This window comes from Dysgonomonadaceae bacterium zrk40 (assembly GCA_016916535.1).
Classification (GTDB): Bacteria; Bacteroidota; Bacteroidia; order Bacteroidales; family Dysgonomonadaceae; genus Proteiniphilum.
Window position 1 is genome coordinate 956,156 of record CP070276.1, and the last position, 26,292, is coordinate 982,447.

Genomic DNA, 26,292 nt, shown 5'->3' on the forward strand with positions numbered 1-26,292 from the left:
CATTGCCGGGCAGGAATGTTCATATTCTGTTTAGAGCAGAACAAAGATAGAAAAAGGAGTCAAATAATGAAAGGAATTATCTCCTCACCGTGATTTCTCCGCGCAACGACTGGTACATCAGCTCCTTCACCTCATTGGGCCGGCACCCTTTCCCAAAGAGAGCCATCAGCTTGGCCAACGCCGCCTCGGTGGTGATGTCGTAGCCGCCGATCACCCCGATCCTCTCGAGTCGTTGTCCATTCTCGTATCGGTGCATCTCCACCGATCCATAAAGGCACTGCGTGACGTTGACCACCACGATGCCACGCTCTACGGCATCACGGATCAACTCCATAAACCAGGGATTGATGGGTGAATTGCCGATACCATATGTCTCCAGCACCACACCTCTCAGTCCGGGCACGGTGAGATGTGCCCGCACCACTTCACGACTGATGCCGGGAAATAGTTTCAAGACCACCATGTAACGGTCCAGCTCATAATTAAAACATACCGGACGAGCTGCATCCGGCTGGAGAATGGCAGATATGTTGTAGCGTATATCCAGTCCCGCCTCCGCCAGATAGGGGTAGTTGGGGCTGTTGAAAGCACTGAAATGGTCGGCATTCACCTTGGTAGTCCTGTTGCCCCGCATCAACAGTTTCTGCATGTAGATGCAGAGCTCCGGCACCACCGGACGTCCGGTTTCATCCTTGTCGGCAGCGATCTCCAGTGCTGTGATCAGGTTCTCCTTGCCGTCGGTGCGCAACTTGCCGATGGGCAGTTGTGAGCCGGTGAGGATCACGGGCTTGTTCAGGTTCTCCAGCATGAAGCTGAGGGCCGAAGCCGTATAGGCCATGGTATCGGTGCCGTGCAGGATCACAAAACCGTCGTAACGGTCGTAGTGTGATTCGATCACCTGAACCATCTGCTGCCAGATGGTGATGGAGACGTCCGACGAGTCGATGGGTGGATCGAAGAGGTAGGTATCCACGTTGAAGTTGAGCCGCTTGATCTCCGGCATATTCGAACGCAGGTGACTGAAGTTGAAAGGCTCCAGCGCACCACTCTCGGGATTCTCCACCATTCCGATGGTTCCACCGGTATATATCAGCAATACGTTTGCGTTTATATCGATCATCACGGACAATTTTGCAGCAAATATAGCATTTTGCATCGACAGTGGTTTCTTTTTGACATACTTTTTCACAAACAGGAACGAGCCGGAGGAGTAATCCTGACCATCGGTTTCACAATGATCGAACCAAACGGATGACAGTTTGTTTAACGGGGTAGAAAATTACAAACAGATAAAACAGGTTTTTATGGCTACACATTCCATTCAGACAATTTGGCGAGAGAACAATATTTTTGATACCGAGATCGACGGGCACACCATATCCATCGACCTGGGAAAAGAACAGGGGGGTGATGATGCCGGTCCGCGGCCCAAGAAGCTGCTGCTGATCTCAGCGGCAGGGTGCTCGGGTCTCGACATCGTGGAGATCGCCCGCAAAATGCGCATCAACCTGAAGAAATTTGAAATCCGCATCGATGCAGAGCTGGCCGAAGAGCATCCCAAGCAATACACCTCACTGAAGGTGGTCTATGAATTTGAAGGGGAGAATCTGCCGAAGGCGAAGCTGGAGAGAGCCTGCAACCTCTCGTTCGAGAGCTACTGCGGGGTGATGGCGATGTACCGCAAAGCCATACCGCTGAGCTATGAGGTGGTAGTGAAGGAGGGATGAACAAATTGAACCGATTATGGAAATTTTTCTGTAAAAAATTAGTTATCTTTGCAGTCAGGTTATTCAAACGGAAAGAGATTTCTCACATCAACAACATAAACAGAGAACTATGCAAACAATGGACTCATTCAATTTTGCCGGTAAAAAGGCATTCGTTCGCGTGGATTTCAACGTACCACTCGACGAGAACTTCCACATCACTGACGACACCCGCATCCGGGCGGCCGTTCCCACGCTGAAAAAGATCCTCAGGGATGGCGGCAGCGTGATCATCGGTTCACACCTTGGCCGGCCGAAAGGGGCGACCGACAAGTTCTCCCTGCGCCACATCCTGCCCCATGTTTCGGAGCTGTTGGGTGTAGATGTACAGTTTGCCGACGACTGCATCGGTGCTGAGACCGAGGCCAAGGCGGCCGCACTGCGTCCGGGCGAGGCCCTGCTGCTGGAGAACCTCCGCTTTTATGCAGAGGAGGAGGGCAAACCCCGCGGGCTGGCTGAGGATGCCACCGAGGAGGAGACAGCTACCGCGAAGAAGGCAGTGAAGAAATCACAGAAGGAGTTCACCAAAAAGCTGGCCTCCTATGCCGATGTCTATGTCAACGATGCCTTCGGCACCGCACACCGTGCCCACGCCTCCACAGCCCTGATCGCCGATCATTTCGATGCAGATCACAAGCTGTTCGGCTACCTCCTGCAAAATGAGATCACCGCCGTAGAGAAGGTGATGAAGGAGACAGAACGTCCCTTCACCGCCATCATGGGTGGTTCTAAAGTATCCTCCAAGATCGAGATCATCCGCAACCTGCTCGACAAGGTAGACAACCTGATCCTGGCAGGAGGCATGACCTACACCTTCGCGAAGGCTTTCGACGGCAAGATTGGCGACTCCATCGTGGAGAACGACAAGCTGGACCTGGCCCGTGAGCTGGTGGAGATGGCAAAAGCAAAGGGTGTGAACCTGGTGCTGGCCGCCGACGCCAAGATCGCTGACAGCTTCAGCAACGATGCCAACACCGGCTTCGCGTCGGTGAAGGAGATCCCCGACGGCTGGGAAGGTCTCGACATCGGTCCGGACGCTGAGAAACTGTTCACCGAGGTGATCAAGAACTCAAAAACCATCCTCTGGAACGGACCGGTGGGTGTGTTCGAGTTCGATAACTTCGACAAGGGATCACGTGCCGTCTCCGACGCCATCGTGGAAGCAACCCAGAAAGGTGCCTTCTCACTCGTTGGCGGCGGCGACTCTGTTGCCTGCGTCAACAAGTTCGGCCATGCCGATCAGGTATCCTACGTATCCACCGGCGGGGGTGCCCTGCTGGAGATGATCGAGGGTAAGGTGCTTCCCGGCATCAAGGCGATCCGCGGATACTAAACAGCAAAAGGGACCGCCCCCTGCAGTCCCGCTAAATCAATAGACCGTACGAGCAACTTGTTCGTACGGTTTTTGTTTTGCACCCCTCCCTTTATGTTATCTCATCATTTTTTTGTAATTTTGGGCTCAATTTGACTCAATCATTCAACAATGAACATTTCGTACAACTGGCTCAGGGAATATCTGCAATTTGAGATGACGCCGCAACAGACGGCCGACATGCTCACCTCCATCGGACTGGAAACAGGCAGCGTGGAGGAGATCCAAACCATCCGTGGCGGTCTGGAGGGACTGGTGATTGGTGAGGTGCTCACCTGCACCGAGCATCCCAACTCCGACCATCTGCACCTCACCACCGTAAACACCGGCAACGGCGGGGAACCGCTGAAAATTGTCTGCGGCGCGCCCAACGTGGCTGCCGGACAGAAGGTGGTGGTGGCTACCGTGGGCACCAGGCTCTGGTTCGGTGAGGAGGAGATCACCATCAAGCGATCCAAGATTCGCGGCGAAGAATCCCTCGGGATGATCTGCGCCGAGGATGAGATCGGCATCGGCACCTCGCACGACGGCATCATCGTTCTTCCCTCCGATGCGGAGGTAGGGACCCCTGCCAAAGAGTACTACAATGTGAAGAGCGACTGGGTGCTGGAGGTGGACATCACCCCCAACCGGGTGGATGCGGCTTCCCACTATGGGGTGGCGCGCGACCTGGCAGCAGCACTCACACAGGCTGGCATCCCCTGCAAGCTGCAGAAACCCTCGGTCGACGCGTTTACCGTAGACAAGAGCGATGGCGGCATCGAGGTAATCGTAGAGGACCTGGAAGCCTGCCCCCGCTACTCCGGTCTCACCATTCGCGGCGTCACCGTTCAGGAGAGCCCCGACTGGCTGAAGAACCGGTTGCAGGTGATTGGCCTGCGCCCCATCAACAACATCGTGGACATCACCAATTATGTGTTGCATGAGACGGGACATCCCCTCCATGCCTTCGACGCGGCATACATCAGCGGCAACGAGGTGGTGGTGCGTACCCAACCCGAAAAGACAAAATTCATAACACTCGACGAACAGGAGCGGGAGCTGAGCGACCGTGACCTGATGATCTGCAACAGCGATGAGGGGATGTGCATTGCCGGTGTCTTCGGGGGACTCCATTCGGGCGTCACCATGGAGACCCGCGACATCTTCCTCGAGTCGGCCTACTTCAACCCCACCCGGGTACGGAAGACCGCACGGCGGCACGGCCTTAACACCGACTCCTCCTTCCGCTTCGAACGGGGTGCCGACCCCAACAACACGCTCTACGTGCTCAAACGGGCTGCACTGCTCGTGAAGGAGCTGGCAGGCGGCACCATCGAAGGCGAGATACGGGACATCTACCCCACACCGGTGGAAAAAGCCACCGTGAGCCTCGCCTACAAAAAAGTCAATTCCCTCATCGGGAAGGAGATCCCCGCGGAGACGGTGAAAAACATCCTCCGCAGCCTGGAGATCGATATCGAACGGGAGAACAGTGAAGAGCTGACCCTCCGCATCCCCACCTACCGTGTGGATGTGACCCGCGACGTGGATGTGATCGAGGATATCCTCCGCATCTACGGATACAACAACGTGGAGTTTAGTCACTCACTCAAGGGGAACCTCTCCTACCAGACCCCTACCGACCGTAAGCACAAGCTGCAGACGCTGATCTCCGAGCAGCTCACCGCCGCCGGCTTCAGCGAGATCCTCAACAACTCGCTCACGAAAAAGAGCTATTACGAACCGCTCACCTCCTACCCCGCCCCACACTGCGTATCACTGGTCAACCCGCTGAGCGGCGACCTGAGCGTGATGCGGCAGACACTGCTGTTCGGGGGACTGGAGAGCATCGCCTACAACCGCAACCGCAAAAACAACGATCTCCGCCTCTATGAGTTCGGTAACTGCTATCACTACGACGGGGAGAAACAACAACAGGAGCAAATCCTGGCGCCCTACTCCGAGGAGACGATGATTGGGCTCTGGCTCTGCGGCAAGCGCACCCGCAAGAACTGGGCCGCCGCGGAGGAGCAGACCAGCGTCTACGAGTTGAAAGCCCACCTGGAGAACATCCTCAGGAGGCTGGGCATCAACGGCAACGGCATCCGCTACGAGATGCTGCAGAACGACATCTATTCCACGGCCATGAGACTGAGCACCCGCAAGGAGCTGATCGGCAGCTTCGGCATCGTCAACCCGCAGCTGTGCAAGCAGTTCGACATCGACACCGAGGTCTTCTATGCAGAGATGAGCTGGGACAAGCTGATGCAGGAGAGTGATAAAAAGAGCGTGAGCTTCACCGAGATCTCCCGCTTCCCTGCCGTGAGCAGGGACCTGGCACTGCTGATCGACCAGGGTGTCTCCTTCACGCAGATCGAGCAGGTGGCCCGAACTACCGAGAAGAAGCTGCTGAAGCAGGTGGCCCTCTTCGATGTATACGAGGGGAAGAACCTGCCGGAGGGCAAGAAATCCTACGCGGTCAACTTCCTGCTGCAGGATGAAACAAAGACACTGAACGACAAACAGATCGACGGCGTGATGAACCGCATCCGGCAGAACCTGGAACAGGAGCTGGGGGCACAGCTCCGTTGATCTGTCGCTTCGTGGATGTGAAAATGTGCCGATAACAATCAATATAAACATACAACCAATCCGTTGCGCCTTGCACAAAGACCGGGGATCAGATTCAAAACAATATGGGAAGAGCATTTGAATACAGGAAAGCAACCAAGATGAAACGCTGGGGCAACATGGCCCGCGTCTTCACCAAACTGGGGAAACAGATCACCATCGCCGTACGCGAGGGGGGACCGGAACCAGACACCAACCCGCGCCTGCGCGTGCTGATGCAGCAGGCCAAGAAGGAGAACATGCCGAAGGATAACGTGGAACGGGCCATCAAGAAGGCTACCGACAAGGATGTCTCCGACTATAAGGAGATGGTCTACGAAGGATACGGACCTTTCGGCATCGCCATCGTGGTGGAGACCGCCACCGACAACCCCACCCGCACCGTGGCCAACGTGCGCAGCTACTTCAACAAGCATGGCGGCTCGCTCGGCACCTCGGGCAGCCTCGAGTTCCTCTTCGACCACAAGTGCGTCTTCAAGATTGCCGAGAAAGAGGGTGTCTCCATCGAGGATCTTGAGCTGGAGCTGATCGACTATGGCGTGGACGAGCTGGAGGTGGAGGAAGGAGAGATCCTGCTCTACGGCGAATTCAAATCCTATTCCGACATCCAGTCCTACCTCGAGGAGAACGGCTATGAGATCCACTCTGCCGAGTTCGAACGGATCCCGCACGACACCAAGGAGCTGGACGAGGAGCAGCGCACCCAGATCGAGAAGCTGCTCGACAAGTTCGAAGAGGACGAAGATGTGCAGAACGTGTTCCACAACATGGCGTAAACAGCACGAGCCGTTTCCTTAAAAGTGAAACGGGTCTAAATATTGAGAAAGCGAGGGGTGTTGCATCCCTCGCTTTTTTATCGCCCTTTTGGCGATTTTATCCTCACCCTCTCCGGTATAGGTTCTAATCTCGTTCTAATATGGTTCTAATATGGTTCTAATCTCGTTCTAATATATTCGAAGGAGTAAAGAGTCAGTTCAGACCCAGTTCACAGTTTTTTACGACCGATCACCCTCGCAGCATATCCAAATACCTTCGCTTTGGCTGAAACTACATTGAAAATAACATGCGCCACTTGCGTCGCTGATTTTCACCCCACAATCGGTAAAAAAAAAGGCTTCCCAATACTGAAGTATTGCAGAAGCCTGTTAAAGTCGTAGCGCATAGCGGAATCGAACCGCTATTCATTGCCTGAGAAACAATTTTCCTAACCGTTAGAAGAATGCGCCCTTTGGAATGATGGTGCAAAGTTATGGAAAAAAATAAAACAGTGTTTCTTTCCGGGATTATTTTTTTCTCTTTTTTACCGGTGAATACGATAGTAGGCATCCAGCGCCTCCCGCGCGGCCGTGAAAGAGCTCTTGCGGTCCTGCAGCACCTCACCTTCGAGACGTGTCAGCAGCTGCGCGATTGCAGGATCACGGTAGAAGCCATTGCGCAGCTGCTCGTTGATGCTCTCAAACATCCAGTACTTCGCCTGCTCCTTGCGCTTGCGGTCGAAGTATCCATTCTCCCTCACAAAGGTGATATAGCGGTGGATCATCTCCCACACCTCAGCAATCCCGATCTTATAATAGCCTGAATAGGTGAGCACCTCGGGCGACCAGCCTGATTCAGGCAGGGGATAGAGATGCAGGGCGTTGCGCAGCTGACGCCGTGCCATGTTCGCCTTGTCGATGTTGTCGCCGTCCGCCTTGTTGATCACGATGCCGTCGGCCATCTCCATGATGCCCCGCTTGATGCCCTGCAGCTCATCGCCGGTGCCGGCCAGCTGGATCAGCAGGAAGAAGTCGACCATCGAGTGGACCGCTGTCTCCGACTGCCCCACCCCCACTGTCTCCACGAAGAGGTAATCGAACCCCGCTGCTTCACAGAGCACGATGATCTCGCGGGTCTTGCGTGCCACGCCGCCCAGCGAGCCGGCCGAAGGTGAAGGGCGGATGAAAGCGTTCTCCGCCATGGAGAGCTTCTCCATCCGTGTCTTGTCCCCCAGGATGCTCCCCTTGGAGCGCTCGCTGGAGGGGTCGATGGCCAGCACCGCCAGCTTGTGCCCCTGCTCAAGCAGGTGCATGCCGAACGCATCGATGGAAGTGCTCTTTCCCGCTCCCGGCACTCCGGTGATCCCCACCCTGATGGAGTTGCCCGAATGGGGGAGGCACTGTTCGATGATGGCCTGAGCCGTCTCCTGGTGCTCCGGCAGCGAGCTCTCCACCAGGGTCACCGCCTGACTGAGGAGCACCCTGTCGCCCGAGAAAATTCCTTTCACATACTCCTCCACGGGTCGCAATGTTTGCCTGTTGCGTCTTTTCAGATAGGGGTTCACGCTGGGTGGTTGCAGGATGCCTTTGTTCACTTTCAGGCCGTTGTATTTTGGGTCGTTTTCGGGATGTTCCATTTTAGCTGTTCAAATTAAAAAAACCGAATGAAGCACCTGCAAAGATACTCCATCCGGCCAGTATTATCAATTCCTGTTGAATCTATTTCTTCGGGAGCACGTTCCCCTTGATCCGCAACACATAAACTGTATCGGGAACATTGGTGTAGACGGTGATGCTTTTGTTGAAGGTGCCGGGACGGGCTACCGTGGAATATTTGGCGGAGATAATCCCTTTCTTGCCAGGCAGGATCGGTTCTCGGGTAAAACCCGGAGTGGTGCAACCACAGGAGGCAGAAACACGTCTGATGATCAGCGGTGTTGTGCCGGTATTGGTAAATTCAAACTGGGTGGTGACCGCGCCCATCTCCTCCTTGATGGTTCCGAAGTTGTGTTCCGTTTTCTCAAACTCCATCCCCGGCTTCTCCTGTGAGAAGGCCATCAGGCTGCAGAGCATCACGGTAAAAATCAAAAGAGTTGCTCGTTTCATATCAGTTTCTGTTAATCGTTTTCGTTCGTTTCAATCATTCACTCGTCTGCAAATGTAACAATTTTGCCCGTGCAGCGTTTATTCTTTAACAATAATTCGCATACCGGCGGTATGTGAGATGAACTCCGGCGCATAGAGCGATTGCACGGTGGCGATGCCGTTGGAATAGCTGCCGGCACGGGTTACATAAACGGCATACTCGAACAGACGGGTGCCGCGCGGCAACTGATCGAAAAAGAAGGAGGTGGAAGCATCCTTCGTCACACGGTAATAGGGCACTCCGTTTTGCCAGGCCATGCCGGAGAGCTGTGTGACCGGCTCGAAGCTGGCGGCACGCATATCCTTGAGTTGTACGAACTCAAGGTCGCGGTCGTTGCGGAGAGTAAGCCGCACCACCACCTTGTCGCCCACCTGCAGGGGTCGTTCTTCCGTCAGCGGCACCAGCACCCTGCCGCTCTCATCGGTAAGCTCAAGAAAGAGCTCCTTTTCGATATCGAGCGAGCCATCGCTTTTCACCACCTTGTCCATCTCCTCGAAATATTGGCGGTAGAGGGCACCCCAGGCGGGACCGCTGCCGTTGTGCTCCACGGTGACACGTCCCATTGCGGGAGTGATCTCCGAGCGGCTCCAGCTCTCCTTGAAGTAACCCGTTCCAGCTGCCCTTTCGGTCGGTTCAACCACCATTTCACCCAGGGTGACGTTGGTCTCTCCCGTGGCTGCAAACCAGTCGCTGCCACTGCTCAGCAGCGTGTAGACAGCATCGGTGGTGGCATGCGTCGACTCCCACTGCTGTGTCTGCTTCTGTTTGAGCAGCCACCGTTTCATCCGGTCCATCTCACCGGTGGAGGCACCCCCCAACCGGAAGGCATCCATGATGAAGGTGTGCACCGAGATGGCCGATTGTGACATGAACACCTGTGCACGATTGTTGGCCCAGTACATCCCCAGCTCGTCGGATTGGGTGGCATGCTCACGGTAGGAGCGCAGGATCGCCTGCAACAGCTCCTTCTGCTGATTGCGATGCATCAGCACCGCGATAAGGGATCGCTCGTAGAGTCCATAAGAGGTCCAGTGCTGCTGCAGCAGAGAGCGGTAGAAGTCGCTCATCTCTTTCAGCTCCTTGTCCAGGGGATGGTCTCTGTATGCCGATCTCACGTAGAGATACTCCAGATCGGTGAGCGATATCATTTTTATTTTCTTCCAATCCTTGTTGGTACGTTTCAATGCTTCGAAGCGCCTCAAGGCCTCCGCATCGGCAAAGGCGACAGCCTGCGACTGCATGGAAAGCGTCTCATCGCCGGACTGCAAAGCTCCCATCTCCTGCAGGCGATTCAAGCCGTAAAGGATGTAATGGGTGATCCCGACAGAGGGACGGAATCCCTTGAACCAGCTCCAGCCACCTTCCCCGGTTTGCAGCTCCTGCAGACGCCGCAGCGAGCGACCGAGCTGGTCACGGCTCCGATTCAGGTCGAACAACAGCGAGAGCCGCTGCCGCTGTTCCGATTCATCGTGTGCCTCGAGCACCCAGGGAGTCTCCTCCAGCAGGAGGTTTTTCAGTTCTTCGTTTTTGGAGAGCTGCGACTGCAACGACGTACCGCTGCCCCCCTCTTTTTGCCAGGCATCTACCATGGCGGTCACCCGGGGGTAACTTTTACCGATGTAGGCACCCAGTGAAGTGCTGTAGTAGGCGGCAAACCAGGCCACCGCATTGTCGCTCGCGGGGTCGCTCATCACCGGCAGGGCCTGCACGGCGTACCAGGCGGGTGAGGAGGCAAACTCCAGCGTGAGCCGGTACTCCTCCGCCGTGGGGGAGCTGCTTTCCAGCAGTCGGTCCATGGTGAACTGCTTCGTTTCACTGCCGTTCAGGTCCATGCGCAGGCTTTCGGTCACCAGCATCCGGTTGGGCAACACCGCCAGTGCATGCTGCTCACCATCGCTGAAGAGCTCGCTTTCCGCCACGATGCGCACCCCGAGGAGATCGATCCCTGTGGGGAGAGCAAAGCTCCAGGCAACCTCGGTTGATGCGCCGGCAGCCAGGGTGAAGGGCATTACAGCATCGTCGATCCTGATTTCAGCGATCAATTCTTCGGTAAGGGGATTGAAGAGCTGCATCGTTACCTCACCCTTCAGCAGGCTGTCGGAGAGGTTGGAAATCTTGCTGCTGATGGTGGCATGATCGCCCTCCCTGAGGAAACGCGGCATGTTGGGTGTCACCATCAGCTCTTTTTGTGAGACGGTGAATGCTTCAGCCTCACCGCTTCTTATTTGCTTGTCGTGTGCCAGCAGGCGGAAACGCCAGCGGGTGTTGCTCTCCGGCACGGTGAAAGCGATCTGTGTCTCCCCCTTCTCGTTGGTGCGCAGCTGCGGATAGAAGAAGGCGGTCTCGCTGAAATTGCGCCGCACCTGCGGAACTGATTCCACCTCAGGTGCCGGGGGCGGGGGTGCTGCAGCACCGTCACCAACAGTCATCACCTCCTCCACGGCGCCGGCTGCCATATCGTTTTCAGTCGCCATCTGCTTTTTGGTAGTGCCATATCCTATCACCTTCTCATCCAAACTAAAGGCCATTGTTATTCCCCGGATTGAGATTTGATTGTGAAATGAAAAGCCCTGCCAGTTGAAACTGTCGAAACTGAACCCGGGCACCTCTTTCCTGGAAACAGGGATGTAGCCGCCGGCATAGACCGTGTTGAACGAGTTGTCGCTTGAGAAGCGTGCAGCCGATCGGTAGCGCAGCAAGGACGCCGTCGGAAAGTTCCATGACTGTGATGGGTAAATCTGGTCGAGTGAGAAGTCATACATCGAGGCGAGCAACTCTGCGGCGGCAGGGTTTCCCTTCTCATCAGTCACCGTGACCCGCCACTCCTCATTGGCACCGGGACGGATCCTGTCGCGGAAGATATCCAGCTTCACCTTCAGCTCTCTGTTCTCCTCTTTGCGAAGCAGGTCGGTGTGGTGGGTGGTAAACTGTTGTTCCTTCACATGGGTGAGCATCAGCGTGACACCTTCACCGTACTCCTCCTTATAAGGGAAGCTGAAACGTCTGTTCTCGTTATCCAATATGAGCCACTGGCGTTCCAGTAACGTCTCCTCATTCCATAGCTCGTAGAGTAGATGAACCTTGCCGGTCGCTCCAATCAGTATTTCGGCAGGCTTACCCGGTGCAAAGGTGTTGTTGCGGACGACAAACCAGTCGTTCGTCTTCAGGGGAGGCCGTTTGTCGGCAAACGAAAAAAGGAGCAGATCTTTCTCCGCCTCTACCGGATTGCCTCTGTCATCTTTTGAAAACAACTTCACCCTGTACTTGCCGGAGCGAAGACGGGCAAGTCGTTTTTTCAGCTCCGGCTGCGGGCCTGTCTCAAAGTCCCCCATGGCAACCCGCTTGCCGGTGGAATCATTCTCTTCAACGGCATAGACCTGATAGCTTCCCGTTGCCTTGACATCACTGCCGCCAAGGTTTTTCGCCGTGATGAGGATCGGGTCAGCGCCCTCTTTCTCCCACCGCTCCGGCATCTCCAGCTGCAACATCATCGAGACATCCCCCACGGAGAGAGCGTATGTGCCTACCTGTGTCTCACCGTTCAGGTCGGTGACGGTTGCCTCAACGACGAAGGTGAAGGCTGACCGCCTGCCCTGTTGCGTGTCACTCTTTTCGGGGGTGAAGGGGATCTCAAAGCCACCCTGATCATCGCTGGTCACCACCCCTTCCGCGAACTGTTCCGGTGCCCCGCCCCAGAAGCGCCACCAGCTCTGTTGCCGCGTGATGCGGTAGGCAACAGAAGCATTCTGTAGTGCGACACCCGAGTAGGCAACAGCCTTACCACTGAGGGTCACCTCCTCACCAAAGCGATAGCTTCCCTCCACGGGATCGAATGTCACTTCGAAGGTAGGACGCTTGTACTCCTCCACCCTGAAAGAAACAGTACCCGATTCGGTGCGGAGAGAGAAGAATCCGGGAAGAACTCCCTGCGGCAACACAAACGCACCGGTCGTTGAGCCAAACTCGTTGGTCACACCCTCCTGTGAAGCGATCTTCTCACCATTGGCATCGTGAAGCGAAACAATTGTCTTGCTGCCAGTGGCTAGTGACCTTTTCGAATCTGCCCGGCGGGTCATCACCGCCTTGTAATGAACCGTCTGTCCCGGACGGTAGAGCGACCGGTCGGTGAAGAGGTCGGTCTGCTCACGCGGTTCCTCATAGATTGCGGAGGTGAAATAGCGGTAGTTGTTCAGCCGTGTCAGCTGCGACCCGTTATCAGTCCCCCTGACGGCGTGATAGAAGAGGTTGTTTCCGTCATCCTCGATCCGGTAAACAGCCAACCCTTCCCTGTTGGTGGCAACCCTCGCTGCTTCCGTGAAGCGTGAGTTGCGCCAGTTGCCGGTTTGTTTGTAGAGCACAATCTCTGCATCGGCCAACGGTTTGCCGGTCACCCGTTCCACCACGAAGAAGTGATGGAGATTTTCACCTGCCACGCGGCTGAACACCGCCAGATCGGACAGGGTAAAAAAGTAGGAGGGTTGTTCACTGTCGTTCGTCTCAGGATGTGAGTCGAACGTGAGCATGTAGCTGCCCGGCTCCGTAAGTGTCACTTCCATTGCGGTCTCACCCTCGAGATAGGGAGGGATCTCAGGCAGATTCACCGGGATCTCCTTTACAAATGACCTCCTGTTTTGAAGGGTTTGCCGCACCCCTGACTGGTGCATCTGTAAATCGACAGGAGAGTCGATGCGATAGAGCCTGGCGTTGAGTGAACGCAGATTTTTGTAAGTGACCATTATCTTCTTCACCCCATCAGTGGGAAAAGTGTTGTTGCCGGAGAGAGAGAATTGAGGGGTTGTAAGGTTTCTCAACCTGTTTTCCAGCAGGGCGATTCTCTCATAGCCGGGATGATCTCCAATGGCCTGTTGCAGGAAGTGGTAGAGTTCTTTCGTTCTTTCATTGCGAAGGGAATCACGCTCCCCGGGTGTTCGATAAATCTCCTCCTGATGCACTGCTGCAATCCGATCGATGATCTCCACACTGAAGGGGTCACCCTGCCACTTACGTAGCAACGCTTCCAGCGTCGGGAGGGCATGCGAGCGGTATGTCTCGTGCATCAACCCTGAAAGCAATTCCAGATTATTCAACTCCTCGAGGAGCAGTGATTGGTGAAGTCCTCTCTCCATCAGGGAGGCCATCAGCTTGCGCCGGGTTTCATGGACCATCAGGTTGTACTCTCCCTCCCTGGGATTGATGGGGAGATGGATGTACGCATCTGCAGGTGCAAAGAGAGATGCAGGTGTAAGCTCCCTGCGCGCCAGTGTGCGACTCATATCCTCGTCGCTCTCCAGCTGCCCGTACTGCTCTATGGCCCTTAATGCAAGAAAGTCATACATCGTGGGATAAAACCGGCGGGAGTCCTTCCCCTCATCCACCACCGCGGAGTAGGTGGAGACTGAGGCCGCTTCGAGCTGTTTCCGGTCGGCCAGTGATGCCTCCATATGTTCCACCACCTTGTCGTAAAAGATGTTGCGGGTCCATTCCTTCATATCGGAAGGGATGTAGCCTCGCAGCTCCGTACGCTGCCTGTTCTGCCACTGATTGATCTGGTAATAATGCATGTAAAGCTCACCCAGCATAGAGTGCAACACGGCCTTCTCCACCACGTCACTGCTCTTCTCAAGCATCCCCTGCAACCGGTTGAAAACGAGGGTGTCGTTTTCAGCATCACGCGCCAGGTCGTATTTCCCAAGGTGAATCAACGCCTTGATCACCTGTGGACTGTTTTGTTCATCTACTGCCAGGTGAAGGATCGCGTTCACCTCCTCCGCGGCCGACTGTGGCAGTGACTTTTTCTCCAGGAAAGCCACCTTCTCCCATCGACGGGCATACTCGTTTTCGTGCATTGTTTTGTTTTGTTGCGCTGACATCCCGCAAACAGTGAGCAGGAGCATGATTAGCAGGGAAAAGGATCTCATATCATTCTACGGTTAGCGTAAATAAAGCCTAAGCAACAGGCCTACCTTCTTTATTGAAACAAGCAAACTGTTCTTTTGTTTTGATGCAATGCGACAGGAAAGGTTGCGCCGCAACCCTCTTTTTAACCCTCCTTAACGCAGGGTTCTCCGCCCTCCTGCGGCTTCATCACCACGCCGATCCGTTTTTTGCCGTTGATCTTGATGCAGATCGGATTGCCGAAACGGACATGCCGCACGAAAGCTGTTTCCTGCACCGCGGGGATGCTTTTGAGCCATGCCTCATCGAAGAAACCATCATTCTCCAGGAATGGGTTCACCGTGAAGTAACCCACCCCGAATGAGGTGAGGTTCTGGAAGAAGTGGGTGCCCTGGCTCGGCTCGATACGGTAGTTCTCCAGCCCCTTCTCCACGATCACCCTCGCTTGTGAAATGTGGGGCCATTTCACCGGGATGCCCAGCCAGGGGTCGGATGAACCCCAACGTCCTGGTCCTACCAGCACATAATTCCTGCCGGCCTCTGCGAAGGTGCGGTTGATCGCCTCGATCTCACGGGCGATGAGGGGGTTTTGGGAAGCGTTGAAGGCTTCACTCTTCACGTAGATCAGGTCCTGCACATCACTCGTGATGCCGTTACCCAGGGCGTTGCGCGAGTAGAGGATGGTCTCTTGAGGGTCAATCTTCTCCAGGTTCTCGTGCACCACCTCACGGCTGTCCACAATGGGACGAATCTGCAACACGTAGAAGGAGGCGAGCTGGTTGTCCCGGATGTCCACCGCGAACTCGATCTCCACCGGTCGCCCCATCTCCTTCTGTCCCGCCTTGAGCAGCTTCTCCAGGATCTCATTCAGCGGGAACATGTCATGCTGCAAGATGTTGGCGAAGGAGATGATTTTCCTCCCACCCTCATAATAGCCGTCACGGATGATTTGGTCCTGCGGATCGTAGGTGGAGGCCACATAGCGCAACGGCCCCTCCTTTTCTGCTTCTTTCAGACGTAACTTCAGCAGGTTGAAGCCATCGTCGATGGTAAAATCCTTCGACACCGAATTGAGGTCGAGTGCAAAGTATTGTGTCTGTGTATCGCGCAGCGCCAGGTCGAGGGAGCTGAGCTGCAGGATGCGTGCAGCGTGCAATGGTGAAAAGCGTAGTCCCATGTTGCCGTCCATGATGTATTTGCCCAGACCGAAGGCCATGTTGACGATGCCGTCATCGGTACGCTCATCGCCAATGGGGTAATAGTTGATGGATCGGGCCACACCCGAGATGGCAGGATAGAACTGACTGCCGTACTGTGATCCCACCACCTCCTGCAGCACGATCGCCATCTTCTCCTGGTCGATCAGGTTGTGCGTGGCGGCCATGTAGCTCTTGCTGTCACGGTAGAAGACCGATGCGTAAACCGCCTTGATGGCATTGCTGAGCAGCCGCACCATCTCATACTTATCATCCACGTAGGGAATCATATAGGTGGAGTAGATGCCGGCAAAGGGCTGATACTGGGAGTCCTCCAGCAAGCTCGAGGAGCGGATGGCAATGGGACTGTCGATGGCATCGAAGAAGACCAGAAAGTCGCTCACCAGCCGTTTGGGCAGCTTGGCTGCCAGGAAATGTTTCAGGATGTCTTCGTCATCGCGTTCCGAGAGAGCAACCGGATAGAGGTTGTTGGCCTCCATGAACTCGTCGAACAGGTCGGTGCAGAGCACCACCGTCTTGGGGGTGGTGACCGGGAAATTGGGGTTGTTGTTCAGCTCCAGGTGGGTCTTCACCATGTAGCCGATAAAGGCGAGACCTCTCCCCTTCCCTCCCAGCGATCCCTCGCCGATGCGGGCGAAGTTGGAGTACTGGTCGAACCGTTCCTTCTCAAAGACCGCCACCACACCGGTGTTCTTCATCCGACGGTACTGCACGATGGTGGCATGGATCAGCTCCCGGGCATCGTGCATGCTAGCATACTCCGAGACATCGATCTTCTTCAACATCTCAGCCACGGGAAACATGGCCCTGGAGTAGAAGAAGCGGGAGAAATGGTTTCGGGAGAGATGGTAATAGAGTGCATCGTCGGGGATGTTACGGATATTCATCTGCAGCTCTTTCAGATTGCGGATGCGGAAGATCTCCTCCCTCGTATGGGGATCAGTGATGATGAAATCGCCGAAGCCGAGATTCTCCTTGATGGAGCGGCGCAGATCCTGGGGGAAGGTCTTTGAGTTCTTGTCGATAAAGACATCACTTATTCCTTTAATCTGTTCTCTGTTATTCGATTCAGAGGAGGTGAAAATGATAGGGATATAGGTATCTTTGGTGCGGATCCACTCACCCAACCGTTTACCGGCCAACCGTTCCTTCTCACCCTTCACATGAAAGCTCATATCGCTGATCACCCCCAGCATGTTGTCGCCATACTTCTTGTAGTAGGAGACCGCCTCCTCGTAATTACGTGCCAGCAGGATCTTGGGACGACCGCGCATGCGGAGCATCCGCAGGTGGTCGTTGAGCGCCTCTTTCGAGAACTCCTTCGACTCAGAGAGCACAAATTTATAGAGCAGTGGCAATGCCGAGGAGTAGAACCGTACCGAGTCCTCCACCAGGAGGATGGTCTGCACCCCCACTGTTTTCACGTCATGATCCACATTCATGCGGTCCTCCACCACCTTGATGATGGCGAGCAGCAGGTCAGTGTCACCCAGCCAGCTGAAGACATAGTCGATGCCACTCAGGTCTTCCTTGCTGAGCGAGCGGGTGACTGCCTTCGAGAAAGGAGTGAGCAGCACCACGTGCATCCCCGGGTAGCGTTCCTTGATCTGTATCGCCAGGTCGAAGGCATCGCTGTTGTCCATGTTGGGCATGCAGATCACCAGTTCGTAGTGGTTTTGCTTCAACTCTGAGAGCGCTTCCCTGCCGCCGTTCACCTGTGTGAAGCGTGGCGGGTAGCGCAGGTTGAGGGATACATATTCGTTGAAGATCTGTTCATCGACCCTTCCATCATCTTCCAGCATGAACATGTCGTAGCGGGAGGCGACCATCAGGATGTTGTAGATCCGCTTGTTCATCAACTTCACGAAAGGGGTGTCTCGAAAGCGGAGCTGACTGATATCGTGTGCTTTAACGACCGATCTGGGTGTCTTCAGTTTCATAGGCTGCTGTTATGGATTACAACTGTTTCATTTCTTGTAAGCGGATACAAACTTAGGAATTTTTTTGTATATTTGTTAGCCATTCGGAGAGGAGAGGCAATAACCCACCCTATTCCGGTGGCAATTGTTTTACGAATAGAGATAAAAATGATGATCAAAAAAACGACCCTTTATATTTCAATATTCTCAGCAATCATGATTGGCGGAGCGTTGCTGCTGGCACTCACAGCAGGGAACGACCCGGAAAAAAGTGATGCGGAGCGACCGTTGGTGCTCTCCATGACCGCTTCGGTGGAGATACCTGAAAGCATGACTTTTGCAGGTGAACGGATCACCTTCGACCGGTACGACAAACGGGAGCGGCTGGACCGTGAGCTCAACAGCTTCACCTACTTCCACTCCACCACCCTTTTGTTGTTCAAACGTGCCAACAGGCTCTTCCCGGTGATTGAGCCAATCTTGAAGAAACAAGGGTTGCCTGACGACCTGAAGTATCTCGCGGTGATTGAGAGCAGCCTCGATCCGCGAGCGATCTCACCGGCTCGTGCGGCGGGGTTGTGGCAGTTTCTGCAGAGCACCGGCAAGCAATATGGCCTGGAGGTGACCAGTGATGTGGATGAGCGCTATCATGTGGAGAAGGCAACGGTGGCTGCCAGTCGTTACCTGCTCGATGCCTACCGCAAGTTTGGTTCCTGGAGTGCCGCCGCCATGGCCTACAACGGGGGGCAGGCTCGTATCAGCAAGGAATTGGCAGCACAGAGTGCCGACGAGGCACTCGATCTATGGCTGGTAGAAGAAACAACCCGCTATTACTACAGGATGCTGGCCATCAAGCTGGTGTTTGAACATCCGCAGCAGTATGGCTTCGTCATCAAACCGGAACATCTCTACAAACCGATGACATTCAAACAGGTAGAGGTCACCATATCGATCCCTGACCTGGCAGCTTTTGCCCGTGAACATAAGATTACCTATGCCCAGTTAAAAGATTTCAACTCTTGGCTGCGAAATACGAAGCTGACGGTTCCCGCGGGCAAACGATATACGCTGTTGATTCCCACGAAAGAGGGTCTTTATTACCGCAAGGGAGAAAAGAGAACAATACACCAGAATGGATGGGTGGTGAAGTAAACATTTAAGGCCAATCAACCGTTTAATTAAACTATGGCATCTGAAACTGAACAGATACGGGTGTATGGCGCCCGTGTGCACAATCTCAAGAACATCGACGTCACCATCCCGCGCAATGCACTCACCGTGATCACCGGACTGAGTGGCAGCGGTAAATCGTCACTCGCTTTCGACACGATCTTCGCGGAGGGACAACGTCGTTACATCGAGACCTTCTCTGCCTATGCCCGCGGTTTCCTGGGTAAGATGGAGCGGCCTGACGTGGACAAGATCACCGGACTGAGTCCTGTCATCTCCATCGAGCAAAAAACCACCAACAAGAACCCCCGCTCCACGGTGGGCACCACCACCGAGGTGTACGACTTCCTCCGACTGCTCTATGCCCGTGCGGGAGAGGCCTACTCCTACCTCACCGGGGAAAAGATGGTAAAGTATACCGACGAACAAATCCTGGAACTGATCCTTGAGAAGTATATCGGCAAAAAGATTTACATCCTGGCACCGGTGGTGCGCAACCGCAAGGGACATTACAAGGAGTTATTTGAACAGATCCGCAAGAAAGGGTACCTGCATGTGCGGGTGGATGGTGAGATTCGTGAGATCCTCCCCGGCATGCGGGTGGACCGCTACAAGAACCACAGCATCGAGATCCTGATCGACAAGCTGGTGGTCTCGAACAAGTTCGCCGACAAGCTCAAGGCAAGCGTGCGTACCGCCATGAAGCAAGGATCGGGGTTGATACTGATACAGGATGTGGAACAAGACGAAGTGCGTCATTACAGCCGCAGCCTGATGTGCCCCACCACAGGTTTGTCGTACAACGAACCGGCACCACACAACTTCTCATTCAACTCACCACAGGGTGCCTGCCCCCGTTGCAAGGGGATCGGCTACGTGGACCAAATCGACCTCGATAAAATCATCCCGAATCCAGAGCTCTCCATAGCTGGCGGTGGCATTGTCCCCTTGGGTAAAGAGAAGAGCAACCTGCTCTTCTGGCAAATTGCTGCCATTTGCGAAAAATATGAAGTGACACTGAAAACAGCGATCAAGGAGATCCCGCAGGAGGCGATTGAGGAGATCATGTTTGGTACCGATGAGCGGTTGAAGATCAAGAACGAGTCGCTGGGCAACTCCAACTACATGGTCACCTACGAGGGGGTGGCCCGATACATCGAGATGCAGCAGGAGGAGGATGCCTCAGCGACGGCACAAAAGTGGGCAGGTCAGTTCATCACCACCTCTGCTTGTCCCGAGTGCAACGGACAACGACTAAACAAGGAGGCTCTTAACTTCCGGATCAATGGTAAGAATATTGCCGAACTGGCAGCGATGGATATCCGCTCCCTTCATGAGTGGATTGTAGAATCTGATTCGGCGGTTACAGAAAAACAGCGCCTGATTGCCGAGGAGATCAAAAAAGAGATCCTCACCCGCCTGCAGTTTCTGCTCGATGTGGGACTTGGCTACCTCTCCCTTTCACGGGCTTCCGCCTCACTCTCGGGAGGTGAGAGCCAACGCATACGGCTGGCCACCCAGATTGGGTCCCAGCTCGTGAATGTGTTGTACATCCTCGACGAGCCCAGCATCGGGTTGCACCAGCGTGACAACCACCGTCTTATCGACTCACTGCGCAAGCTGCGTGATGCGGGCAACTCAGTAGTAGTGGTGGAACATGACAAGGATATGATGTTGGCTTCTGACTATATCGTCGACATGGGTCCCTTTGCGGGAGAGCATGGCGGAGATGTGGTATTTGAAGGTCATCCCGATGAGATGCTCAAGCAGAACACCCTCACCTCCAACTACCTCAACGGAAAGCTGGAGGTGGCCCTGCCGGAAAAAAGACGTACCGGCAACGGCAAGTGGTTGGTCATTGAGGGCGCTTCGGGCAACAACCTGAAAGAGGTGACTGCCTCCTTTCCCCTTGGTGTGCTGATCTGTGTGACCGGTGTCTCCGGCAGCGGCAAGTCGACGCTGATCAACGAGACAGTGCAACCAATCCTCAGTCAGAAGTTTTATCGTTCACTGAAAGACCCTTTGCCCTTCAGGGCGGTGAAAGGTATCGAACACCTGGACAAGGTGGTGAGTGTAGATCAATCGCCCATAGGTCGCACTCCTCGCTCCAACCCTGCCACCTACACCGGTGTCTTCTCCGACATCCGCAACCTCTTCGCCGGCATGCCGGAAGCGAAGATCAGGGCCTACAAACCGGGGCGCTTCTCTTTCAATGTGAAGGGAGGACGCTGCGAACATTGCAGCGGCAATGGCTACAAGACCATCGAAATGAACTTCCTGCCCGATGTGATGGTACCCTGCGAGGTGTGTCACGGGAAGCGCTACAACCGCGAGACTCTGGAAGTGCGATTTAAGGGTAAGTCGATCGCGGACGTGCTGGAGATGAGCATCAGCGAGGCGGTTGACTTTTTCGAAAACGTGCCTGCCATCCTACACAAGATACAGGTGCTGCAGGAGGTGGGACTGGGCTACATCAAGCTGGGACAATCATCCACTACCCTCTCGGGGGGTGAGAGCCAGCGGGTAAAGCTGGCCACCGAGCTGGCCCGCACAGACACAGGCAACACCCTTTATGTACTGGATGAGCCCACCACCGGCCTTCATTTCGAAGATATCCGCGTGCTGCTTGGGGTGCTCAACAAGCTGGTAGAGAAGGGAAACACCGTGATTGTCATTGAGCACAACCTCGACATCATCAAATGTGCCGACCACATCATCGATCTGGGACCAGAAGGGGGCGAAAAAGGGGGTTTGATCCTGGCATCAGGCACGCCGGAAGAGATTGCATGTAAAAGTGAGAGCTATACGGCACGTTACCTGCGCGATGAGTTAAAGCAGGTGCGATGAACGTTAAAATGAGCAAGACAATGAACATTCGAAACAACTTATTGTTTATTTTGCAGAGAGAGCATACAATTCAGAATAATTTTAAATTGAAAATATTATATGGCAAATATCACATTTAAAGGCAATCCCGTGCATACCATTGGCGACCTACCCCTGAAAGGCAATCAGGCTCCTGACTTCAAGCTGGTGAAAGGCGACCTCTCCGAGGTCGGCTTATCGGATTACAAGGGCAAATATGTTGTCCTGAACATCTTCCCGAGTCTTGACACCGGTGTCTGCGCCGCATCGGTACGCCGCTTCAACAAAGAGGCAGCAGCAATGGACAACACGGTTGTGCTGGGGATATCGGCCGACCTCCCGTTTGCAGCAGGGCGATTCTGCAGCACCGAAGGAATAGAAAATGTGGTGACCCTCTCCTGTTTCCGTGACGAAAAGTTCGGAAAAGATTATGGTCTACTGATGATTGACGGTCCGCTGAAAGGCCTTATGGCACGCGCCGTGGTTGTTGTCGACCCCGAAGGAAAGGTAATCCATACGGAACTGGTTCCTGAGATTGCACAGGAGCCGGATTATCAATCTGCAATCAACTCGATAGTGTAGTTTGTTTCATGAAGATTGTGTTAACAAGGGAAGTCTGCGAAGTGATTCGCGGACTTCCCGCTTTTTATGGCATGCCTGAAGAACAATCTCCTGTAACTGTTGTTAGAATGTAAATCCCAAAAAAGAAGATCATATGAAGAAAGTAATTGGAATTCTGTTAATTGTTGCAGCAATCGTACTGGGCTACCTGGGAATTACCGGGGTGAGCCAAAGCGAGAAGTCGGTCGATCTGATGGGCCTGGAGATCACCGCCCAGGACAACAATGCAAAACAAACGGCATATATTGAACTGGTATTGGGCGTTGTTGCACTGGTGGGTGGCGTCTATCTGTTGGGACAGGATAAAAAAAGATGAGATCCTGATCAGCGATCTCCCCAAGTCGTTAGATACACCCCCGAGGGTGTATCTTTTTTGCTTAATCGGGTTTTCACTCTTTCAACCTAACGTTCTTTTTTTTACATTTGTACATTCATTCACACATCATGCTTTCACCTGTGCCAAACATCACAGAAAAGAAGGGATAAACAGCAGAAACAGGTTGAAACGAAAAAACTATGGTTAAACGAAAGAGGAAGAAAACAACTGCATCGAGAAGAAAGGGTGTCAATCGCTTTGCATTTCTCAAGAATGAACGGGTTCATTTTCTCACGGGAGTAGTAATTGCATTCGTCGGCATCTTTCTCCTGCTGGCAATCATCTCCTTTTTCTTCACAGGAGCTGCCGATCAGAGCAAGGTACTGAACCGCTCCTTCTTTGAACTTGTTCGCTCCGGCAACTCAGAGGTAGACAATTGGACCGGTGCGGGAGGAGCATTCCTGGCAGAGATGCTTGTCAACGAATGGTTTGGCATCTTTTCCGTGATGATCCCCCTGTTTATGATTTACATTGGACTGCGCATCATGAAGGTATCCAGTTTCACCTTCTTCAAAGCGCTTTTCATCACTGCTTTCGGGCTGATCAGTGGCTCCATTGCCAGTGCATTCATATTTGGAAAGCTCTTTCCTGACAGCCATGTCAACTGGGGCGGTGCACACGGAACCCAGATTGAACAGCTGCTGGAAAACAGCATTGGCTGGCCGGGAGTCCTGCTGCTGATCATCCTCTTTATCGTCTCATTGATCGTGATTTTGCGCAAGAGCTCTATACAAACCATCCAGCAGAGTCTGATCAACAGCAAACCCTCAATGTTCCGGCGGGTGGAGGAAGAAGAGTTGCCCATTGAGGATGATTCAGATGATCCATACATTGAGCAACAACCGGGTCTGTTGAGCCGCCTTTTCAGTCGCATGAAAGCAATGTTTGCTGCTCATGCAGATGAAAAAAAGAACAGCAGTGCTGACGAGGGTTCCCCCGAGAGCGATGAGGATTCCACCGTGATACTCACCTTCAATGAGGAGAAGATTAAGCGTTCCCCATCAGATGTAGGTGAAACGATTGATGATGGCTTCCAGGTGATCGTTCCCAAGGACGACATTCCACAACCTGCTACAACAAGCGATGCTGAGCAGGAACCAGAACAGGATCAGGAACTGCATACCGGATTACAGGAAGATTATGATCCGCGCAAAGATCTCTCCACATTCCGATTTCCCACGATGAACCTGTTGAAGGTTTACAACACCTCCGACAGGGCTGTCGACATGAAAGAGCAGAACGACAACAAGGAGAAGATTATTCACACGCTTCGCAACTATGGTATCGAGATCACCTCCATCAAGGCAACCGTGGGTCCCACCATCACACTCTACGAGATTGTACCACAGGCAGGCGTGCGCATCTCCAAGATCCGTAACCTGGAAGATGACATCGCGCTGAGTCTCTCTGCCCTGGGCATCCGCATCATCGCACCCATGCCGGGCAAGGGAACCATCGGTATCGAAGTGCCTAACAAGGATCCCCAGATCGTTTCGATGCAGTCGGTAATCTCCTCACGCCGTTTCCAGGAGTGTGATTACGAGCTGCCGGTGGCACTGGGCAAGACCATCACCAACGAGGTGTTCATTTTCGACCTTACCAAGATGCCCCACCTGCTTGTAGCGGGTGCCACCGGACAGGGTAAGTCGGTAGGTCTGAACGCGATCATCACCTCACTGCTCTATAAGAAGCACCCCTCGGAGATGAAGATGGTGCTGATAGACCCAAAAATGGTGGAGTTCAACATTTACTCCACCATTGAGAAACATTACCTGGCCAAGCTCCCGGATGAGGAGAAAGCAATCATCACTGACGTGACCAAGGTGACACAGACTCTCAATTCGCTCACCAAGGAGATGGACGATCGCTATGAGCTGCTGATGAAGGCACATGTGCGCACCGTAAAGGAGTACAACGAGAAATATGTGAAGCGACGCCTCAACCCGGAGAAGGGACATCGCTACATGCCCTACATTGTGGTGGTGATTGATGAGTTTGGCGACCTGATCATGACCGCCGGCAAGGAGATAGAGATGCCCATCGCACGCATCGCGCAGAAGGCACGTGCCGTGGGAATGCACATGGTGATTGCCACCCAGCGACCCACCACCAACATCATCACCGGCACCATCAAGGCCAACTTCCCGGCCCGTATGGCATTCCGCGTAACTTCTCAGATCGACTCACGCACCATCCTCGACATGAGTGGTGCCAACCAGTTGATCGGTCGCGGTGACATGCTTTTCTCACAGGGGAGCAACCTGATTCGCATTCAGTGTGCTTTCGTAGACACCCCTGAAGTGGAGGAGATCACCCAGTACATTGGCAAACAGAACGGCTACGACAGGGCCTTTGCGCTGCCTGATGTGGCGACGGAGGCTGATGCAGCCCCCGGTGCTGTGGACCTGAACGACCGAGATCCGCTCTTCGATGAGGCTGCACGTCTGATCGTGGTGCACCAACAGGGCTCCACCTCGCTGATCCAGCGCAAGTTCTCGATTGGGTACAACCGTGCGGGGCGACTGATGGATCAACTGGAGGCTGCCGGTATCGTGGGGGCCACCCAGGGTAGTAAACCGAGGGATGTCTTCATCGCAGACGAATATTCACTGGAGAAACTGCTCTCCTCCCTGCACTGAGAGAAAACAACATCATCGGATCCGAATAACACTAAAAGGGAGTAACACTCAGTGTAATCAACCGTTGCTTTAAACCGGAGCACATCTTTGCTGTCTAAACGATAAACCAATTAAAAAGGATCATGATGAAGAAAAGAAATATACTCACCATCGCAGTTTTGCTCATCACCCTCATGGTGCATTCGCAGCAGCCTTCTGCCGAAGCAAAAGTATTGCTCGACAAGACCTACGCATCTTTTGAAGCATCAAAAGGCATCCGCCTCACCTTTCGTGCTGCCACCCTCGGCAACGACGGCAGCGAACAGGCGGCGATGGAGGGCACCGCTTTCATCAAAGGTAACAAATTCAGACTTGAAACCGACCAGATGGATGTCTGGTTCGATGGCTCCACACAGTGGGTATTGATGAAAGAGGTGAATGAAGTGAACATCAGCTCCCCTACACAGGATGAGATCACGGCTGTCAGCCCCCTGGCCCTGCTGGGCATCTACCGCAACGGTTACATCCGTACAGCTCCGGTCAGCAAAACCATCCATAACAAGCAGGTTCAATTGATCAGGATGGTACCAACCGTCGGAAACATGGAGTATAAAGAGGTGGAAGCTGCGATCGATCAAAAGAGCCACACATTGGTACAGGTGACGCTGACCATGCAAAACGGCAGCAAGCAACGAATCGACATCTCGGACTACAATGCCAACCACAACTTCGCAGACGGGGAGTTTCGCTTCGACAAAAACGGTCATCCCAACGTCGAGATAATCGACCTGAGATAAAGCATCAGGGGATGCAACTCCCTCCATATTTTCCATTTACCGCGGATAGATATTGCAAATATCGGTTCCCGGTGTAAGAGATAATTTGTACCTTTGAAACAATTATTCAACCAAACCCCTTCTCCCGATGCCTCCCTGACGGAGAAGGTTTTAAATTGTAAC

At 53.9% G+C, this 26,292-nt stretch carries 15 protein-coding genes and 1 tRNA gene; 10 read left to right on the forward strand and 6 right to left on the reverse strand.

From position 1 onward, the window contains the following. Window positions 1-76: 76 nt before the first annotated feature. Entirely contained in the window at window positions 77-1,120 is a 1,044-nt protein-coding gene (locus tag JS578_04195; GenBank protein ID QRX64455.1) for a type I asparaginase, read from the reverse strand. 184 nt (window positions 1,121-1,304) lie between these two features. On the opposite strand from JS578_04195, the gene JS578_04200 reads away from it, so the two are divergent. The 4 genes from JS578_04200 (at window position 1,305) to JS578_04215 (ending at window position 6,527) form a co-directional block, all read left to right on the forward strand. Continuing rightward, window positions 1,305-1,727 (forward strand): OsmC family protein, encoded by a 423-nt coding sequence (locus tag JS578_04200; protein ID QRX64456.1) that lies wholly within the window; start codon window positions 1,305-1,307, stop codon window positions 1,725-1,727. Window positions 1,728-1,836: 109 nt separating this feature from the next. Next, on the forward strand, window positions 1,837-3,099 hold the full coding sequence (locus JS578_04205; protein QRX64457.1) for a phosphoglycerate kinase: 1,263 nt from the start codon (window positions 1,837-1,839) through the stop codon (window positions 3,097-3,099). Window positions 3,100-3,249: 150 nt separating this feature from the next. Beyond that, window positions 3,250-5,712 carry a phenylalanine--tRNA ligase subunit beta gene (locus JS578_04210; GenBank protein QRX64458.1) on the forward strand — a complete coding sequence of 821 codons (2,463 nt, stop codon included), beginning with the start codon at window positions 3,250-3,252 and terminating at the stop codon, window positions 5,710-5,712. Window positions 5,713-5,816: 104 nt separating this feature from the next. After that, complete coding sequence (locus tag JS578_04215; protein QRX64459.1) at window positions 5,817-6,527, forward strand: YebC/PmpR family DNA-binding transcriptional regulator; 711 nt, start codon at window positions 5,817-5,819, stop codon at window positions 6,525-6,527. Window positions 6,528-6,905: 378 nt separating this feature from the next. On the opposite strand, the gene JS578_04220 is transcribed toward JS578_04215, so the two are convergent. The 5 genes from JS578_04220 to JS578_04240 all read right to left on the reverse strand — a co-directional run bounded on the left by JS578_04220 (window position 6,906) and on the right by JS578_04240 (window position 17,704). Next, a tRNA-Glu gene (locus tag JS578_04220) sits at window positions 6,906-6,977 on the reverse strand. Window positions 6,978-7,051: 74 nt separating this feature from the next. Further along, window positions 7,052-8,143, reverse strand: coding sequence for a methylmalonyl Co-A mutase-associated GTPase MeaB (meaB, locus tag JS578_04225; GenBank protein QRX64460.1), 1,092 nt, complete (start codon window positions 8,141-8,143; stop codon window positions 7,052-7,054). A gap of 82 nt (window positions 8,144-8,225) precedes the next feature. Beyond that, the gene (locus tag JS578_04230) at window positions 8,226-8,612 is read right to left on the reverse strand and encodes a DUF1573 domain-containing protein (protein ID QRX64461.1); all 387 of its coding nucleotides are present in this window, start codon (window positions 8,610-8,612) and stop codon (window positions 8,226-8,228) included. Between the two features lie 78 nt (window positions 8,613-8,690). Next, window positions 8,691-14,498, reverse strand: a complete 5,808-nt coding sequence (locus JS578_04235; GenBank protein ID QRX64462.1) for a hypothetical protein — start codon at window positions 14,496-14,498, stop codon at window positions 8,691-8,693. A gap of 194 nt (window positions 14,499-14,692) precedes the next feature. Next, window positions 14,693-17,704 carry a phosphoenolpyruvate synthase gene (locus tag JS578_04240; GenBank protein QRX64463.1) on the reverse strand — a complete coding sequence of 1,004 codons (3,012 nt, stop codon included), beginning with the start codon at window positions 17,702-17,704 and terminating at the stop codon, window positions 14,693-14,695. 150 nt (window positions 17,705-17,854) lie between these two features. On the opposite strand from JS578_04240, the gene JS578_04245 reads away from it, so the two are divergent. The 6 genes from JS578_04245 (at window position 17,855) to JS578_04270 (ending at window position 26,130) form a co-directional block, all read left to right on the forward strand. Next, complete coding sequence (locus JS578_04245) at window positions 17,855-18,835, forward strand: transglycosylase SLT domain-containing protein (GenBank protein ID QRX64913.1); 981 nt, start codon at window positions 17,855-17,857, stop codon at window positions 18,833-18,835. Window positions 18,836-18,868: 33 nt separating this feature from the next. Beyond that, window positions 18,869-21,700 carry an excinuclease ABC subunit UvrA gene (gene uvrA, locus JS578_04250; protein QRX64464.1) on the forward strand — a complete coding sequence of 944 codons (2,832 nt, stop codon included), beginning with the start codon at window positions 18,869-18,871 and terminating at the stop codon, window positions 21,698-21,700. Window positions 21,701-21,799: 99 nt separating this feature from the next. Further along, entirely contained in the window at window positions 21,800-22,300 is a 501-nt protein-coding gene (gene tpx, locus JS578_04255; GenBank protein ID QRX64465.1) for a thiol peroxidase, read from the forward strand. Window positions 22,301-22,433: 133 nt separating this feature from the next. After that, window positions 22,434-22,655: a hypothetical protein gene (locus JS578_04260; GenBank protein ID QRX64466.1), complete on the forward strand. Its 222-nt coding sequence runs from the start codon at window positions 22,434-22,436 to the stop codon at window positions 22,653-22,655. A 200-nt stretch (window positions 22,656-22,855) separates the two neighbouring features. Continuing rightward, a complete protein-coding gene (locus tag JS578_04265) occupies window positions 22,856-25,354 on the forward strand; it encodes a DNA translocase FtsK (protein ID QRX64467.1) in 2,499 nt (832 codons plus the stop codon). A gap of 122 nt (window positions 25,355-25,476) precedes the next feature. Further along, window positions 25,477-26,130, forward strand: coding sequence for an outer-membrane lipoprotein carrier protein LolA (locus JS578_04270; protein QRX64468.1), 654 nt, complete (start codon window positions 25,477-25,479; stop codon window positions 26,128-26,130). Window positions 26,131-26,292 lie beyond the last annotated feature (162 nt).

Bases quoted from the DNA above. Each gene is read 5' to 3' on its own strand.
- tpx (QRX64465.1), top strand. From the start codon at position 21,800: ATGGCAAATATCACATTTAAAGGCAATCCCGTGCATACCATTGGCGAC.
- JS578_04245 (QRX64913.1), top strand. From the start codon at position 17,855: ATGATCAAAAAAACGACCCTTTATATTTCAATATTCTCAGCAATCATG.
- meaB (QRX64460.1), bottom strand. From the start codon at position 8,143: ATGGAACATCCCGAAAACGACCCAAAATACAACGGCCTGAAAGTGAAC.
- JS578_04260 (QRX64466.1), top strand. From the start codon at position 22,434: ATGAAGAAAGTAATTGGAATTCTGTTAATTGTTGCAGCAATCGTACTG.
- JS578_04265 (QRX64467.1), top strand. From the start codon at position 22,856: ATGGTTAAACGAAAGAGGAAGAAAACAACTGCATCGAGAAGAAAGGGT.
- JS578_04215 (QRX64459.1), top strand. From the start codon at position 5,817: ATGGGAAGAGCATTTGAATACAGGAAAGCAACCAAGATGAAACGCTGG.
- JS578_04235 (QRX64462.1), bottom strand. From the start codon at position 14,498: ATGCACGAAAACGAGTATGCCCGTCGATGGGAGAAGGTGGCTTTCCTG.
- JS578_04270 (QRX64468.1), top strand. From the start codon at position 25,477: ATGATGAAGAAAAGAAATATACTCACCATCGCAGTTTTGCTCATCACC.
- JS578_04205 (QRX64457.1), top strand. From the start codon at position 1,837: ATGCAAACAATGGACTCATTCAATTTTGCCGGTAAAAAGGCATTCGTT.
- JS578_04195 (QRX64455.1), bottom strand. From the start codon at position 1,120: ATGATCGATATAAACGCAAACGTATTGCTGATATATACCGGTGGAACC.
- JS578_04210 (QRX64458.1), top strand. From the start codon at position 3,250: ATGAACATTTCGTACAACTGGCTCAGGGAATATCTGCAATTTGAGATG.
- JS578_04200 (QRX64456.1), top strand. From the start codon at position 1,305: ATGGCTACACATTCCATTCAGACAATTTGGCGAGAGAACAATATTTTT.
- uvrA (QRX64464.1), top strand. From the start codon at position 18,869: ATGGCATCTGAAACTGAACAGATACGGGTGTATGGCGCCCGTGTGCAC.
- JS578_04240 (QRX64463.1), bottom strand. From the start codon at position 17,704: ATGAAACTGAAGACACCCAGATCGGTCGTTAAAGCACACGATATCAGT.
- JS578_04230 (QRX64461.1), bottom strand. From the start codon at position 8,612: ATGAAACGAGCAACTCTTTTGATTTTTACCGTGATGCTCTGCAGCCTG.